At 43.5% G+C, this 13,817-nt stretch carries 15 protein-coding genes; 3 read left to right on the top strand and 12 right to left on the bottom strand.

The genetic code is table 11. The features are described from left to right. Window positions 1-121: 121 nt before the first annotated feature. The 7 genes from ACLD71_RS03610 to ilvY form a co-directional block, all read right to left on the bottom strand. Entirely contained in the window at window positions 122-631 is a 510-nt protein-coding gene (locus ACLD71_RS03610; protein ID WP_137673340.1) for a carbohydrate binding domain-containing protein, read from the bottom strand. 42 nt (window positions 632-673) lie between these two features. Beyond that, window positions 674-1,225: a carbohydrate binding domain-containing protein gene (locus tag ACLD71_RS03615; RefSeq protein WP_303511567.1), complete on the bottom strand. Its 552-nt coding sequence runs from the start codon at window positions 1,223-1,225 to the stop codon at window positions 674-676. A gap of 86 nt (window positions 1,226-1,311) precedes the next feature. After that, a complete protein-coding gene (locus ACLD71_RS03620; protein WP_137673338.1) occupies window positions 1,312-2,034 on the bottom strand; it encodes a hypothetical protein in 723 nt (240 codons plus the stop codon). A 462-nt stretch (window positions 2,035-2,496) separates the two neighbouring features. Beyond that, a complete protein-coding gene (gene ubiK, locus ACLD71_RS03625; RefSeq protein ID WP_137673337.1) occupies window positions 2,497-2,751 on the bottom strand; it encodes a ubiquinone biosynthesis accessory factor UbiK in 255 nt (84 codons plus the stop codon). 68 nt (window positions 2,752-2,819) lie between these two features. Beyond that, window positions 2,820-3,557 (bottom strand): substrate-binding periplasmic protein, encoded by a 738-nt coding sequence (locus ACLD71_RS03630; protein ID WP_411993027.1) that lies wholly within the window; start codon window positions 3,555-3,557, stop codon window positions 2,820-2,822. 28 nt (window positions 3,558-3,585) lie between these two features. After that, window positions 3,586-4,059, bottom strand: a complete 474-nt coding sequence (gene ybaK, locus ACLD71_RS03635; RefSeq protein ID WP_411993029.1) for a Cys-tRNA(Pro) deacylase — start codon at window positions 4,057-4,059, stop codon at window positions 3,586-3,588. Window positions 4,060-4,071: 12 nt separating this feature from the next. Continuing rightward, window positions 4,072-4,953 (bottom strand): HTH-type transcriptional activator IlvY, encoded by an 882-nt coding sequence (gene ilvY, locus ACLD71_RS03640; protein ID WP_137673335.1) that lies wholly within the window; start codon window positions 4,951-4,953, stop codon window positions 4,072-4,074. 244 nt (window positions 4,954-5,197) lie between these two features. On the opposite strand from ilvY, the gene ilvC reads away from it, so the two are divergent. Beyond that, window positions 5,198-6,679, top strand: a complete 1,482-nt coding sequence (ilvC, locus tag ACLD71_RS03645; protein ID WP_137673334.1) for a ketol-acid reductoisomerase — start codon at window positions 5,198-5,200, stop codon at window positions 6,677-6,679. A 203-nt stretch (window positions 6,680-6,882) separates the two neighbouring features. On the opposite strand, the gene ACLD71_RS03650 is transcribed toward ilvC, so the two are convergent. The 3 genes from ACLD71_RS03650 to ACLD71_RS03660 form a co-directional block, all read right to left on the bottom strand. After that, window positions 6,883-7,296, bottom strand: a complete 414-nt coding sequence (locus ACLD71_RS03650) for a hypothetical protein (RefSeq protein ID WP_411993031.1) — start codon at window positions 7,294-7,296, stop codon at window positions 6,883-6,885. Then, window positions 7,275-7,691, bottom strand: coding sequence for a hypothetical protein (locus ACLD71_RS03655; RefSeq protein WP_411993033.1), 417 nt, complete (start codon window positions 7,689-7,691; stop codon window positions 7,275-7,277). Before ACLD71_RS03655 ends, ACLD71_RS03650 begins: the two co-directional genes overlap by 22 nt. Window positions 7,692-8,611: 920 nt before the next feature. After that, complete coding sequence (locus ACLD71_RS03660; protein WP_411993035.1) at window positions 8,612-9,418, bottom strand: AraC family transcriptional regulator; 807 nt, start codon at window positions 9,416-9,418, stop codon at window positions 8,612-8,614. A gap of 97 nt (window positions 9,419-9,515) precedes the next feature. On the opposite strand from ACLD71_RS03660, the gene ACLD71_RS03665 reads away from it, so the two are divergent. Beyond that, window positions 9,516-10,910: an SLC13 family permease gene (locus tag ACLD71_RS03665; RefSeq protein ID WP_411993037.1), complete on the top strand. Its 1,395-nt coding sequence runs from the start codon at window positions 9,516-9,518 to the stop codon at window positions 10,908-10,910. 41 nt (window positions 10,911-10,951) lie between these two features. Here ACLD71_RS03665 and ACLD71_RS03670 read toward each other — a convergent pair whose 3' ends face one another. Together ACLD71_RS03670 and ACLD71_RS03675 are read right to left on the bottom strand one after the other, a co-directional pair. Further along, window positions 10,952-11,269 (bottom strand): glycine zipper 2TM domain-containing protein, encoded by a 318-nt coding sequence (locus ACLD71_RS03670; protein WP_411993039.1) that lies wholly within the window; start codon window positions 11,267-11,269, stop codon window positions 10,952-10,954. Between the two features lie 603 nt (window positions 11,270-11,872). Next, window positions 11,873-12,343 carry a carbohydrate-binding protein gene (locus tag ACLD71_RS03675; protein ID WP_411993041.1) on the bottom strand — a complete coding sequence of 157 codons (471 nt, stop codon included), beginning with the start codon at window positions 12,341-12,343 and terminating at the stop codon, window positions 11,873-11,875. A gap of 421 nt (window positions 12,344-12,764) precedes the next feature. On the opposite strand from ACLD71_RS03675, the gene ACLD71_RS03680 reads away from it, so the two are divergent. Further along, window positions 12,765-13,799: a hypothetical protein gene (locus ACLD71_RS03680; RefSeq protein WP_411993042.1), complete on the top strand. Its 1,035-nt coding sequence runs from the start codon at window positions 12,765-12,767 to the stop codon at window positions 13,797-13,799. Window positions 13,800-13,817 lie beyond the last annotated feature (18 nt).

Below are 13,817 nucleotides of genomic sequence, written 5' to 3' on the forward strand. Positions count from 1 at the left end.
GAGGAGTAAACAGAAAGGTAGGCTAAGTAACAAAGCTAGCTAATAGGCTTTATTACCAATAGGTTGTCGGAATTTGCTTTTGGGATTAATAGCAAGGTGCCTACTGTACTGTTAAATATGCTTATTTTTCGCTCACAAAACGAATGTCTTTAAAGGTAAACGTCACCCCGGGAGCTGCACCGCCTACAAAAAAGGCAAAGGCGGCTTTACTATCACTAGAAGGGGCTTTAAAGCTCAAATTAAATGTTTGTGCTGAAGGGCTCACTGATAAATCTTCAGCGTAATACGTGGCGTAATCACCAGAGTCTTTTTGCACAATAATGGTCAATGGGCTTTTCGCACTAGCACTCACTTGTGCAGTGATCTTGTAAGTTTCACCTTTATTCAACTTCACTTTTGGTCGTTTTAATTGAATATGCCATGGGTTACTGGCGGCATCTTTTACGGTTACTTCAGCGGTTTCACCACTAAAGCTAAAGCTACCAGAACCATCGCCCCAACCGTCGTCGCCAGCGTTAACTTGCTGCCATCTTTTACCACTGTCTAAGCTGATATCGAGGCTAGCCGCTACCGAGGTTGTTGCTACACTTAACAGGCTAGCCGCTAAGGCTAAGGACTTAAGCAATGTCATGGTTTATTCCTTACATCTAAAACTAACTAATATTAAAAAAGACTAGTAGGTAGAATTTAGTTTGATATTGCTTAGGCTATAGCTCACACCGGGTGCGCCATCACCGAACATAATCGAAAACGTTCCTTTCCTTTCGTCACTAGGCATGGTGAATTCGTAGGTATATAGTTTGCTTTCGACACCAACTAATTCCGCACGATAAAAGTAAGTAATATACTCACCGTAGTTTTGTTGAACAGCAATCACCATGTTGCTTGGCTCACTTGCAGAAGCCTCAACAGATAGCTCGTAATGCATATCTTCCACTAACGCCACAGGGCGTTTAATTTGAATATGCCAAGGATTACTCGCTTTCTTTTTAATCCTAATATTGGCTTGTTCATTGGCTAGGCTAAATGACGCTACGCCATCTCCCCATCCTTGCAAGCCCGCACTTACTTTGTTCCAGCCCTTACCGTCGTTAAGGGTATACGTCACCATCAAAGGAATGGCAAATTGGTCATCTTCGCTGGCACTTTCAGAGGTTCCAGTACTTGCACAAGCCACTAAAAAACTGGAAGAAACAGCAATTAAAAAAACATAAAAACCTTTCATTTTCATATTCCCTGAAAGCTATAAATCCATTAATTCATTAAATAGCGCACGGCATCAATACCGTGCGCTGGAAGGTACTTGGTAAATTACTCAGCACACGTCCACTCAACCGCACCGTCTGGGATCATAGTTGCGTCAGCATCGTACTTCACAGTACCTAGTTCATAAGTTACTGACTCATTGCGAATATCTAGGCGGAATACTTCATTAACCTTAGTGATATCGAATGCACCAGCATCATCTGGAGCAAAACAGCTCACCTTAACGGCATACGTTTTCCAACCCGCTGATTCTTGCTCAGCGAGTTGGTCTTGACCAAAGTAGAACGTATTGCGATCTAGGTAATCAGCGTCACTACCGTTAGTTTGCATAACAATTTGATGACTAGTGCTACCAGTTGCTGTGGCATTAGTTACCGACATATCAAACAGCAAAACACCGTTGGCGTAGTCAGTCATGTCCATTGCCGCATCACCACTAACAATGAAGTATGATTCGCCATGCGCACTATTAGTGGTTACTTCCCACACATATTCAGCATCATTAGCACTTGGGTCTACAGAGAAACCATCATCGGCATAGCTTTCATCTTTTGCTAAGGCATTTTTGCTGTAAGCAGGCGCATGACCGACTAGTACACCCATGCCTGAGGCAGTAACACCATCATCAATAACCACAAATACTTCACCTACTGGTGGATCTATTGGCGGATCTACTGGGTCTGCTGGTTCTTCAATTGAATCAGTACAACCTGCTAAAGCAATTGCACCGGCTAACATCGTGATTTTAAAAACTGCGTTCTTACTCATGCTCTTCTCCCTGTGAATAGTGTTGAAGGCAACAGGTCTTCAATGTCCATGCGCCTTTGAAATCATCCTAAGGCTTGGTAACCGGGCAAAGAAACGACAAAGATCACAGTGTTAGCGTTAACAAACTTGAAAGTGCAATAAAGACAAAGCTCACTAAAAAAACGTAAAATATAAAAAAACTAACAAAAAAATAAGTAACACAAATTAAACCATTGTTTTTTAAATTAAAGATGGCTAAGTAAGTGATTAAAAAAGAAACTTTAACAGTACTTAAACAGTAAAAACCCTGTTAAAAATAGGCCTATAATTTCACAGTATGTTTACCAAAAATCACACTAAAAAATGAGGTATGTGGTCATTTTTCACAATAAGAAAAGCATTTCATGACTCAAAATCACAAACAATAGCCACAAAAAAGCAGAGCATAAGCTCTGCCTTATCAACAAGTTAATCAGTTATTAATTAACTTTCTTGGTTTAACCTTTTTTCGAGTTCGGCAACTTTGGCTTCTAGGGCTGTCAGCTTTTCTCGAGTACGCAGTAAAACTTGAGTTTGCACATCAAACTCTTCGCGATTAACCACATCAAGTTGACTCAACTTTGCTTGAATCACTTGTTTTACTTTACGCTCAAACTCATCGCCGGCATTTTTCAATCCTGGCGGCACCATATCGCTAACTTGCTTAGCAATCTCTTCAATTTTGGCCGGGTTAATCATGGTTATCTCCTTTATTTGGCCTCATTGTATAGAAGCTGTTTTATAGGCTCAAGCTAGCAAGCTGACTATTAGTTCTGTTTAGCCAGCACTGCATCTATGGCAAATATATCATCGAGTACGCCTTGCTCTCGCAGGCGACTAAGCGCTGTTTGCAAACGCTTAGCTTGCTCCATTTGATTAGACGCCCGAGACCAGTACAAATTGCCGTAACGAGTAGCAAGATGATACACCGGAGTAATACGTTCTGGCTCTATGTATAGCTCTTGCAAAGAATGATTGATCGAGTAATTGGTGGCTACCATTACATCTATACGCTCCAGCAATAACATCTGAACACCTTGCGCAGTATCATTAAAGCTAACTCGTTCAATATTGGGATTGTCGTCAATATCAGGGCCATAAGCGGCGCCGCGAATCACCCCCACCCTTTTGCCATTTAGCTGTTTAATGTTATTTATTGGCTGTTCTCCGGCATTGGCAATAGCAACCACCTTCACTGTAACCACTTGACCTAAATCCACGGCAATTTGTTCAGCCTTAGGGCTAGCAAACATTACCGCGAAATCGGCAGTGCCAGATTTAATTTCTTTAATCACTCTTGGATAGGGCCGCATAACATTATTAAAGGGAAGCTCAGCTTCGCTGGCAAGCGCACGTGTAAACTGAACTAACAAGCCCTGTTCGTGTAAGTCAGTGCTTTTGTAGCCCCAAGGCTTTACCAAGCTGGTCGAAAACTTGGCAGGTGCAAGATCTGTGGCCAGCACATTCCAATTCACTAATAGCAGTAAGCAACACAGTAGCCGCATCCAAACCCTTAAATAGTTATATCGCCTGTTATTGGCTAAGTTTAGCAAACTGCGCTCCCAACACGGTTTGCAACACACTGGCTTTAAGTTGCAAAGACAATCCTCGCTTACCAGCACTGACCACTACTTCAGCAAATTGCTCGGCGCTACTATCAATAAACGTAGGCAATCGCTTTTTTTGACCAAAGGGGCTAATGCCTCCTTTAACGTAACCCGTGGTTCGCTCAGCAATTGGCACTTCTGCCATGCGCATCTTCTTAATGCTAGCCGCTTTCGCCAGCGCCTTTAGATCAAGTTGGCCACTTACCGGAACTATCGCCACCACCATATTTTTGGGGTTGCTGTCGTCACAGGCCACTAAGGTTTTAAATACCAGCTCTTCGGCTAAACCCAACTTTTCGGCGCTGGCTTGGCCAAAGTTGGCTTGCTGCGGGTCACTCTTGTATTCCAGCAACTGAAAATCTTGTTTAGCTTTTTTAAGTTGATCTACTGCCGGCGTCATTTGTCTACTACCTTAATTGCGTGCTGCAATTTGCCAAAATCGCTGCATCAGCGGTTCGTGCAACCTTCTTGATAACATACAGATCCCCAAATCAAAAGGTTCAAGCTCCACCCCTACTGCAATACTTTGAATACGCTCGCGAACTGGGCTGTTATCTACCACTACTTCGGGAGCGATCCCTACACCACTGCCTAGCGCAACCATGCTCACAATGGCTTCATGCCCTGCCACTTTAGCATGCACATTCGGCGTAATACGCATGGCTTTAAACCAATGGTCAATCCTCGCTCTTGCTGGCCCATGTTCAGGCAAAATAAACGGCACTTGATCCCAAGGAATAGGATTTCGCTCTAACAGCTTACGCACGTTACACGATACTGTAGGCCCAATAATAGACAGCGGTATTTTACTAATACTGGCAAAAGCAATGTTTAGCGGAAGGTGATCGGGGCGGGCTGCAATAGCAATATCCACCTCACCATTAGCCACCTTATCTACCGCCATTGCCACATCACCAGTGGCCAATTTAATGTCGGCATTTGGGCAAGATAAGCGGTATTTGTCCAAAATGTCCGGTAAGTGGCTATAACTAGCAGTTACTGAGCAATAAAGCGTCAGCTCCCCTGCCAGCGCATTCGACTGCAAAGACAAATCCATTTGCAGCAAACGCCATTGCTCTAACCATTGCTCAGCAAAGCTACGAAAGCGCTGCCCCGCTTGAGTAAGATGAACACTGCGTTTATCTCGAGTAAATAAACTGCTGCCTAATTCGTCTTCAAGCCTTTGTATCACTCGGCTCAAGGTAGATGCACTTACATGCATAGCTTGGCTGGTTTTAGCAAAATGCAGGCTCTGACTTAAGTGCAAAAATAACTCAACACTTCTTACATCCACTGGCAGCTCTCCCTATTGAGTATTGTTTGTTGAGGCCTTAATCGAGACATTTTACCAAACTGTATTGCAATATATGAAACACAATATCCCAAAAACATCATTTTACGCAATGATGCTTTGGGTTTATATTGAGCCCATCACGAGACAGGTACTAGAAACGCGCTCACAAAAGAAGTGCATCGGGATCTCGTAAACACAACAACACCATCATCATTTGATTAACGCTATTTTTACGGAGTCGAACATGGCTAATTATTTCAACACCCTTAGCTTGCGCCAAAAGCTTGAGCAATTAGGTAAATGTCGTTTTATGGATCGCAGCGAATTTGCTGATGGTTGTAACTTTATTAAAGACTGGAACATCGTAGTTGTTGGTTGTGGCGCACAAGGCCTAAACCAAGGCTTAAACATGCGTGATTCTGGCCTAAACATTTCTTACGCTTTGCGTGACGCTGCGATTCAAGAGAAGCGTGCTTCTTTTGTTCAAGCGTCAGACAACGGTTTTACTGTTGGTACTTACCAAGAGCTTATTCCACAAGCAGATATGGTACTTAACCTTACTCCAGACAAGCAGCACAGCAATGTTGTTGAAACGGTAATGCCGTTAATGAAGAAAGGTTCTACCCTGGCTTACTCACATGGCTTCAACATTGTTGAAGAAGGCATGCAAGTACGTGAAGACATTACTGTAGTAATGGTTGCACCTAAGTGCCCAGGTACTGAAGTACGTGAAGAATACAAACGTGGTTTTGGTGTACCAACCCTAATCGCTGTTCACCCAGAAAATGACCCACAAGGCAACGGCCTTGCAATTGCTAAAGCTTACGCTTCTGCAACCGGTGGTGACCGCGCAGGTGTACTTGAGTCTTCATTTGTGGCTGAAGTTAAATCAGACCTTATGGGCGAGCAAACAATCCTTTGTGGTGTGCTACAAACTGGCGCTATCTTGGGTTACGACAAAATGGTTGCCGAAGGCATTGAGCCGGGTTACGCCGCTAAACTTATTCAGTTTGGTTGGGAAACAGTCACTGAAGCACTTAAGCACGGCGGCATCACCAACATGGTAGATCGCCTATCTAACCCAGCTAAAATTAAGTGTTTCGACCTAGCCGACGAGCTTAAAGACCTAATGCGCCCATTGTTCGAAAAGCACATGGACGACATCATTGAAGGTGAATTCTCACGCACTATGATGACAGACTGGTCAAACAACGACGTTAACTTACTTAAGTGGCGTGAAGAGACTGGCCAAAGCGGTTTTGAAAAAGCCCCAGTATCTGACGTAGAAATCACTGAGCAAGAGTTCTTCGACAAAGGCATCATCTTAGTGGCACTGGTTAAAGCCGGTGTTGAGCTAGCATTCGAAACTATGGTTGCTGCTGGCATCATCGAAGAAAGTGCTTACTACGAATCACTACACGAAACGCCACTTATTGCTAACACCATTGCACGTAAGCGTTTGTACGAAATGAACGTAGTAATCTCTGATACTGCAGAATACGGTTGTTACCTATTCTCACACGCTGCTGTGCCACTATTGCGCGACACCGTGAACAACATCAGCCTAGAGTACATCGGTAAAGGTTTTGAAGAGCAAAGCAACGGCGTTGATAACGCTCGCCTAATCGAAGTAAACGAAGCACTACGCAGCCACCCTGTAGAAGTTGTAGGTACTAAGCTTCGTGGTTACATGACTGATATGAAGAAAATCGCCGTAGGTGGTTAACCTTCTTGCTTTTGGCTAATGACGATTAGCTAATGGTGGAAATAGAAAGCCCTAAGCAGTAATGCTTGGGGCTTTTTTGATTGTGGACGTTTTAGCCTGCGCTGACTCTGAAAACAAAACTAAAAGCTTTCGCCTACGGCGACGTCATTAAGCTTTGAGCCAACAATGAAAAAGAAACTAAAAAATCAATTCTTTCAAGCAAATTACGATACGCTCGAACGATAAATAAGTGAGTCTTCTATAAATGTCCCATTGATAGTGTTTCTAGAAAAGCGTATCCCTGAAACATCATATTCACCAGTTCCTATAGCAAGCTTCATAAGCTGCACAATCGGATGATCTATATTAGCTACACCAATATCATTTAAGGACACAACACTTTCATTTTCATCTGCTTGACTATTCGAGCTAATTACTCGCTTATAGAACTCTCTAGGCCCATCTTTGCCCACCAGCGGTGATGAAATAACTAGCTTCCAGCTTTTTTCATCAGATAAGAATAACCAAAAAGCACTTTTTACTTCTGAATCTAACTCATCCAATCTTCGAATTAATTTAGCTCCAGACTTTGTCATGCTTTCAGACAAAACGTCTGTTACCAATATGTCTTTAGCCATGCCAATATTCCTGATTCGTTATCTGTAACAGCCTTAAATAAATCTATTGCTCTTGTTTTTGCTATTGTACAATCGTACCTAGAAGCTTCCGTCCAATCTTTTGCCACAGCCCAGTTCAAACTAAATTCCTGATCTTCTTTTTCTTTCTCATTCAGTTTTTGTTTTAAACCAGCCGTCCCCAATAATTCTTGCAATTTATGAGTATGGCTAGCATTTGCCAACTGTTTGCTGGGGAAATCATACTCTTTAACTTGCTTGGCAATACAGGCTTTAAACGCACACTCTACGGCATATCCCGCAAGATAATAGGCACCATGATAATTGTGGGAATCAAGTAGTGCTTGAGCCTCAGTGACTCTGATATTTACTAGTTTTTCTAAATCAAACTTATTCATAAAATATACACTTGAAGAAAACTACCCTTTAACGCTTAACAAGCTACCACCGTTTTTGAGCCGAGTCAGCGACTTCGTCGCACAAGTAACAATAAAATTACGATGGAAAAGTGAAGTGTCCCATCAAATCTAAATGCTTTCGCCTTCGGCGCCGTCATTTTTCTTTGACGAGCAAAGAAAAACGAAGCAAAAAGAAAACTCGCCCTGCATTATCTTCTCCCTCCGTTGCTCGTATCCAAGTGCGTCGAAAAACTCGCTGCGCTCAAACAGGTTTCGACTTATTCACTTGGACACTTGCGCTACTCAGCGATAATGGAGGAACTAAAAACAGCTCAGAGTTAATCTTTAAACTCACCGTAAAGGGACATTCAAAGCAGTTTTCTACTCTAGAAACCCAACGATTAAACAAACACTCCACAGGTATCCAAAACAAGAAGGGCGTTGAAAAATAACAACGCGGATCAATCCCCATCATCTTCGCCGAGTAGCGCAGTCAATCAGCGATAAAGCCGAGCATTGATTGAGCGAAGCGAGTTGCGCAGGCGCGCTGATTGATGAGCAACGCAGGAATTAAGAAGATGCGGGGCAGCCTTTCTTTTGCTTCGTTTTCTTTGGCTGTTCAAAGAAAATGATGTCGCCGTCAAGGCGAAAATTAGGCTAACCTCTGGCGCATTATTTAACGCGCAACGCAGGAATTAAAAAGATACAAGGCAGCCTTTCTTTTGCAACGTAAGCTTCAGTTGATCAAAGCTTATGACGTCGCCGTCAAGGCGAAATCCAAACTCTTCACAGGCCAGATAGCTAAATAAGAGCATTAACTAACAACACCATATTTCCCATCACCTTCGCTGAATAGCGCAGTCAATCAGCGGTGAAGCGAGTTGCTCAGGCTAGCTGATGAGCAACGCAGAGAACTAAAGTTAAAACTGGCTATGCTTCGCAAAACTCTGTGGCGTTTTCCCAAACTCTTGGCGAAACACTTTCACAAAACTACTCACACTTTTATACCCCAAGGAATGCGCGACTGAAGTGCTACTCTCGCCTTTGCTTAACAACTCTAGCGAGTTCATTAAACGAAAACGGCTGCGCCATTGGCGAAAGGTCATTCCTGTTTCGGCTTTAAATAAGCGCTCTATGGTTCGCACGCTCGCGCCAGCCATATTCGCCAAAGAAGCCAATGTTGGTGCTTCATTAGGGTGTTGCACCATATAGCTAATTAGCTTTACTAATCGCGAATCTTTACCTGAGGGAAGACTCACTTCTAAAGGCGTCAAATTCTCTAGCTCATCAATGGCGACCAGGCCTAAGCGCTGAATGTTTTGCGGGGCCATACGCTGAGGAACTTGAGTGAGTCGCAGCACTATTTCCCGCATTAAAGGGCTCATGCTTAGCATTACGCCTTTCTTTTCGCTTTGCCGAACCGGGAAGGAAGGGTCGATGAATAGGTTGCGTGTTCGAGCGGCGATTTCGCAGCTCACTTGATGGCTTACGCCGCCAGGGATCCAAACAGAGTGGCTTGACGGCACAACCCAAACCGCTTGTTCACTGGCAACACGTAATACACCTTCTGCCGCCCACAGCAACTGACCGCGCGGGTGAGAATGCGGCACCATTCCTGACTCAGCAAGCATACTTCTGGCGTTAGTTAATACCGGTTTATCTGGATCAAGCGTAAAGGCCACTTCGCTAGGCATCCACATTGTCGATTTAAGAACACGCTTTGTCATATTTAGCACTTAAAACGACAGAAAGGATTCGCTATCTTAGAAACATGAACACATTCAGTTCAAGTTTTATTTCATAGCCTTTAATCGGAAACAACACATGGACAGTAAATTCAGCATTAAACAATCAGCATTATTACTCGCCTTTATCGCTGCATGTTGGATTGTAGTATCTCCGCTGCAAGGTTACCCCGCGCTGTTTTCTTATAGTGCTGCGCTGGTAATGATTACGCTAGCGCTATGGAGCACAGGCGCTATTCCCCCATTTCTAACCGGATTATTGTTTTTTGCACTAGCCGCCACGTTTAAGTTAATTCCCAGTGATATTTTGTTTTCGGGTTTTGGCTCAACGGCTGTCTGGTTGATTATTTCAGGTTTTATTATTGGCTCGGCAATCTCGGTATCTGGCTTAGGTAAGAAACTGGCCTTAGCGATTTCTCCTCACTTAAGCGCTAGCTATACACACCTGATTGCAGGTTTGGTCTTTAGTGCAATGCTATTGGGATTTGTAATGCCTTCTTCAGTTGGCCGAGCGGTAGTACTAGTGCCGATTGGAATGGCCTTAGCCGAGCAAATGGGTTTTACTCAAGGCAGTAAAGGCCGCATCGGTATTGCCACTGCACTGGCGCTGTCTTGCAACATACCGAGCTTTGCCATACTGCCAGCTAACATTCCTAACATGATTTTGGCGGGTTCCAGCGAAACGCTGTTTGATATTAGCTTTAACTATACTGAGTATTTACTGCTGCACTTTCCTATTCTGGGCATTGTTAAATCAATTTTGATTGTGATGTTGGTGCTGCGCATTTTTCCTGCTGAACTCCCAGCATCACAGCCAATAGCCTCCTCTGAGCAAGGCGAGAAATTTGATAGCAAACTGCAAAAACGCGTAGCCATACTGTTATCCATCACCTTGTTGTTTTGGGTGACAGACTCGATTCATGGCATTAACCCTGCTTGGGTTGGCCTAATCACTGCGGTTATTTTGCTAATGCCTAAATGGGGTGTGGTAACAGCTAAATCCTTTAACAACTCGGTAGATTTCGGCACCATTGTTTTTGTCGCTGCAGCACTTGGGCTGGGGGCCTTAGTTAATAGCTCTGGCCTTGGTGAATATGTAGGGCACACCTTTAGTCGCCTATTGCCAGAATCAACCAACAGTTCGTTCCTGCACTTTATGTCGCTGTCATTAATTTCAACATTTACCGGTTTAGTGACTACCATTCCAGGAGTACCTACGGTGCTAAGCCCAATGGCGGCTAATTTTGCCGAAGCCAGTGGTTTTAGTTTGCCCGCGGTATTGATGACTCAAGTGATTGGCTTTTCTACGGTGATCTTTCCCTACCAAGTCGCGCCACTTATTATCGCTATGCAGTTAGCTAACGAACGACTCACCGAACTACTTAAAATTACTATTCCACTGGCGGGTATCACCATCGTTGTATTGATTCCATTAGACTACCTATGGTGGTGTTTATTGGGCTGGATACACTAAGCGACATGCACCAACAAATACCGAATAACTAGCGCAAATAGTTAAGGCAGCACGTTAATCCGCTCTCGGCCATTAGATAAGTTTTCTACTATCACTTGGCTGCCTATTTCTTTTCGCCGAGTGTTAGTTTCAAGAATAAATTTTTCACCATGGTCCATGTGAACAATATACTCGTAGTGAGTTTCTTCACTCTTTGATGCCTGGTGACCAACTGCGCCCCCTGCCACTACTCCAGTAACGGTAGCGGCTGTTTTACCACGCCCACCACCCACTTGATTACCCAGTAGTCCACCAATAGCGGCGCCACCTATTGTGGCTAAACCGCTAGAGCTTGGCTTAGCCACAGTTTGTTCGCTCATTATCTCTCCGTAAGAGGTGCGCAAAACAGTAATCGGTTCAGACGCACAAGCGCTAAGCAACAAACAAAAGGGGATTGATAAAAGTATATTTTTCATTAACTTACACTGCTATTTTTTTGAAATTATACCCAATACAAAAACTGATAAACGCAAACAATAATCATATTTAGATAAATTGAGTTAATAGAACAGCGAATAAATAAACCAAAGGTGAAAAACACCGCAAACCCTTTGTAGAGATTGGTTTAAGAGGCAAAACTAGCGTGGACTTAGGCTGAATCATCTTTGTCTTCGATGAGGGCGTTGCAACAAATAGAGCCAGCCGTGGGAGGACGAAAAATATAAAACAGCTTGGCGAGGGGCTACTCGATAACAATGCGACAAATAAGAAATGCGACAAATAAGAAATGCGTGTTTAGAATAGCTTGAGAATAGAGTTCGCTAGTTAACTCGGCAGCTTGTTAAGCGTTTAGGCTAACAAACCTAGCATTTAGCAAAAACGCTCACTGGTCACAGTTTACCAGTGTGTATAAATACCAATAAACACAGTGTTAAGTGTTAAGGCCAAAGAGCAACAGCGAAATACCCTTTAGCCCAGCCTTACTATTGGGCGATAAGTTCAAACCAATTCATATTGAATAAGTAACCAGAACCGCCTTTGAAGTTGAAACGTAAGGTTTGCGGGCCAGCATCTAACATAACGGTAGACTCAATGGTTTTCCAAGCTTGCCAATTGCCGGTGCTTTTAACCTTAACGGTGGCTTTTTCACTGTCATTTGCTAACACCACAAAACGACCACCATCAGTAGCACTCGCAACACGAGCAGTCAGTGTGTAACTGCCGCTAGCAGGCACGTCAATCGCATATTCAACCCAGTCCCCATTTTCAATGTAACCTATGTTTACACCTCCGCCAGTATCAGAGCTAGACTCGGTTTTAATGCCTTTTTGATTAGTGAAATCTTCAGCTTCAACTTTCACAGAGGCATTGGCCGCTACACTAACAAATGTTGCTAAGGCCAATACACATGCAGAACACACTTTAACGAACTTGTTATTAAATAAAACAACCATAGGTTTTCTCTCTTTTAATAAAATATCGGTAGATGGCGAATACGGAGAAAACCTAAGCCTGGCAGAACTACGCACCTATTCATTGCTTATAATTTAACCCGTATCTGCAGGTTATATAGATTCATTTTTCCAGCAAATTTTAGCCGCGCCATTTGTGATCAAGCACTCGCGCATAGCAATTATTGTTAAATCAAGTAACATTTTGTTAGCGTTAACAAAGTTAATACTCAAAACGAATTACTTTCAAAAATACCCACCCTCTCATTGAACAAAATGAGGCGGAGCGATACGCCTCTCGTACTAAAGTACGAAACAATTCATACCGCAATGATGATTAACCCAGCAAGCTTGATGGCCGTTGCTATATTCAAACCTGCTCACCGCGTTAAGGATGGTGGGTTTATACAGCAAGGAAGATAATATGAATAAAATACTAACAATAATGAAGATCGCCGCAGCAGGTTTAGCATTCATCGTAAGCGGCGCGCAAGCTACCGAAGAAGTTAGGCTAAGGCATGCCCAATTTACCCCGTATTTTGAGAATGGCTTTGCTAGCGCAGAGCTAGAAGGCGCGGTAGAAGTGAAAAACATCGGCCCAAACAAACAAGTGTGGATACACTACCAAACTAGTGATGGCCAATGGCTAGATCATCCCGCCTTTTACGTAGCCGCCACCAGCAATGGCTATGAAGCATTTAGTTTTCGCTTACCGCTACAAGGCTCAGTATCTGCGACTCAATTTGCCATTAAATACCAAGTCAATGGCGATACTTATTGGGACAATAACAAGCAACAAAATTACCAATTTGACGCCACCACCCAAACCCATTTAGCCCACCAAGCAGTGGCTTTGGATGATGCCTACCGTGAATCATCATTGATCACCGTAACCGCCCGCGCATTAGCCAGCGGCAACGCAGATAAAGTGACAATGGTGTACTCAGACACCAATTGGCAGCATAGCTACCGTACTAATCTTACCCTTAGCCATACTGTTGCCGACGGCAATGGCTTAAGCGGTGTATGGACTGGCCAGCAGTACATTGAATACTACCGCCGCTTTGAGTTTTATCTGGAGTACCAAAATGGTCAGAACACGTTTATTGATAACTACTATGGAAAAAATTATCGACTGTTCAAAACGGGTGAAAGCCTCGGTCGCGGTGAGCTGTTGCAACGCTATCCTCAAGTTTACTTTCGTGGCGAACCGAGCGGCTGGAACTCATTACCTATGAGCTTAATTGATGATTACACGTGGTCAACAGTGGTGTATTTCGACGGCACTACCAACTTTAAGTTTGATATCTACAATGATTGGTCACGTAATTTTGGTGACGACACTAAAGATGGCTTTGCCAACTTAAACGGCGCCAACATTCAAGTAGACCACGCGGGCTCTATTCGCATCACCTTTAATAGCTTAACTGGCGCTTATCAGGCCACACCCGTTAACTAATACGCTTAATAAAAGCCG

Origin of the sequence: Agarivorans sp. DSG3-1 (genome assembly GCF_046774965.1) — a bacterium.
Classification (GTDB): Bacteria; Pseudomonadota; Gammaproteobacteria; order Enterobacterales; family Celerinatantimonadaceae; genus Agarivorans.